Genomic DNA, 2066 nt, shown 5'->3' with positions numbered 1-2066 from the left:
TCAATCAGACTTTCTGCCTCGTTTCATATCTCAGAAAAGAAGCTAAGCTGGTCTTCGTCTATCTGGAGTTTCTCACTCTTTTTACCGAAAGTTCTGGTATTCATAAGAGCGATCTGCTCGGTCAGCTTTTCGATGGCAATGGTCTGCTGTAGGATCGGATCCTGCATATCTAACAGTAGTGTGATCCATATATCTTTATCTAAACTATTCAGTTGCTGCCTGGTGAGTTTATCCTTTTTCATACTTAAATTGTAGGTTGACTGAAAAAGTAAATGCCTCAAAGCGTGCAATAAAATATACAAGAATCGTGAAGTAAAAAAGTGCGTCTACAACTTCACGATTTTTTAATACAATAAACGTGTATCCTGCCTAGAAAGGAATCCATTATGAAACATCTTACCTATGATGAAAGATTGCAAATCCAGAAAGCATTGACGTTAAAGTGCTCCTTTATTGAAATTGCCTCTAAAGTCGGTAAAGATCGCACCACCATTAGTCGCGAAGTCAGGGCGTATGCGAAATATGTCGGCAAGCCCGCCAGAAGCAAATGTAAATTCAAATGTATCTTTGAAGATCAAACGAAATGTCCTGCTCCGGGATGCACAAAAAGAGTCTGCTCAATTGCCTGTTCTCGATGTGCGCAATACTGTGACAGGTATGAGCCGCAGACTTGCAAAAAGCTGACTCGTGCTCCATATGTCTGCAATGGATGCGATGATCGGGGCCATTGCGCTCTTATGAAGAAAATGTATGAGGCCGATTATGCACAGCTGCAATACAAAAACACTCTCCGTGATTCAAGAGTGGGGATTTCCCTCACAGATGAAGAAATGTCTTTTATTGAGAAAAATATCATCCCCCTCATTAAAAACGGTATTTCTATTCCTGTCTGCTATGATGCCTTTGCAGATTCGATGCCTGTTTCTATCAGAACCCTGTACAGCTACATCGATAGAGGTTTCTTTGATGTGAATAACATTGATTTAAGGCGAAAAGTTCAGAGGAAAGCACACAGAACAAAAGCGGCCCCATACTTCATGTAGACAAGAAATGTCATGTGGGCAGAACTTATGCGGATTTTCTGGATTTTACAGAGAAAAATCCCTATGTAAATGTCTGTGAAATGGATACGGTAGAAGGTAGAAAAGGTGGTAAAGTTCTCCTTACCATATTTTTCAGAAACTGCGATCTGCAGCTAATGTATATCAGAGATACCAATACATCTGCATCAGTGACAGAAGTTTTTAATAGCATCAGAACAGTTCTGGATGATGATTTTGCAAAAGTTTTTCCTCTGTTACTCTCAGACAGAGGTACAGAGTTTACCAACCCTTCCGCTGTTGAAATCAATACTGTAACCGGCGAAATCCAATGTAGATTGTTTTACTGCGATCCACAGCAGACCAATCAAAAGAGCAGATGTGAGCGCAACCATGAATACATTCGTTACATCTTACCTAAGGGGACTTCTTTCGACCAGCTGACACAGAAAGATGTTGATCTTGTGATGAATCATGTCAATTCAATGCCTCGTGGCAGCCTGAATGCAAAGGCCCCGGTACAATTGTTCATCGAATTGTATGGTGAGGAGACTGCCACAAGGCTTGGCCTGGAATACATACCTCTGGATCAGCTGTGTCTGAAACCGGAGTTGCTGAAAAAGTAAGTTAACGCTATTTTTTGCCAGGCAGGATGCGTAATTCCATACATAAAGCGGGGTGCATTTACAATCACAAAAGTTTTAACTAAATGCAGTCCGTTGGTTGGTATGTGCATCTTTAACCATATTGTATCAGATTTTCAGTGAAATGTAATATTAACCTCTGCACAAGTAACATTTACGATTTCTTAAACGCACTTTTGCAGGAGTTAATGCACGTAAATCCGGGGTGATTTTCCAGTGCTGCATTTAGAATTGCAAACGCACATTTACTTTTTCAAATAACCTACTTAAATTGTACCATAATACTATGAACAAAAAAAGCTTTTTGTAAAAAAGCACCTGTTCTTCATTGAAATTCCAATGTTTACAGCATGCTTTCAGGCGGTGTTATCTTCTTGATACC

Annotated in this window: 3 protein-coding genes; 2 read left to right on the top strand and 1 reads right to left on the bottom strand. The window is 40.0% G+C overall.

Annotation, left to right across the window (positions count from 1 at the left end; all coding sequences use genetic code 11):
• Positions 1 to 23 precede the first annotated feature (23 nt).
• Positions 24 to 167 carry a transposase domain-containing protein gene (locus tag H9L42_RS17390; RefSeq protein WP_417891434.1) on the bottom strand — a complete coding sequence of 48 codons (144 nt, stop codon included), beginning with the start codon at positions 165 to 167 and terminating at the stop codon, positions 24 to 26.
• 219 nt (positions 168 to 386) lie between these two features.
• Here H9L42_RS17390 and H9L42_RS16610 point away from each other — a divergent pair, with 219 nt between their 5' ends.
• Positions 387 to 1043: a helix-turn-helix domain-containing protein gene (locus H9L42_RS16610; RefSeq protein WP_187304511.1), complete on the top strand. Its 657-nt coding sequence runs from the start codon at positions 387 to 389 to the stop codon at positions 1041 to 1043.
• Between the two features lie 14 nt (positions 1044 to 1057).
• Positions 1058 to 1666: an IS30 family transposase gene (locus H9L42_RS16605; protein ID WP_187304510.1), complete on the top strand. Its 609-nt coding sequence runs from the start codon at positions 1058 to 1060 to the stop codon at positions 1664 to 1666.
• Positions 1667 to 2066 lie beyond the last annotated feature (400 nt).

Source organism: Zhenpiania hominis (genome assembly GCF_014333425.1).
GTDB classification, from domain to species: Bacteria; Bacillota; Clostridia; order Peptostreptococcales; family Anaerovoracaceae; genus Hominibacterium; species Hominibacterium hominis.
This window is presented reverse-complemented; position numbering and strand designations above follow the sequence as displayed.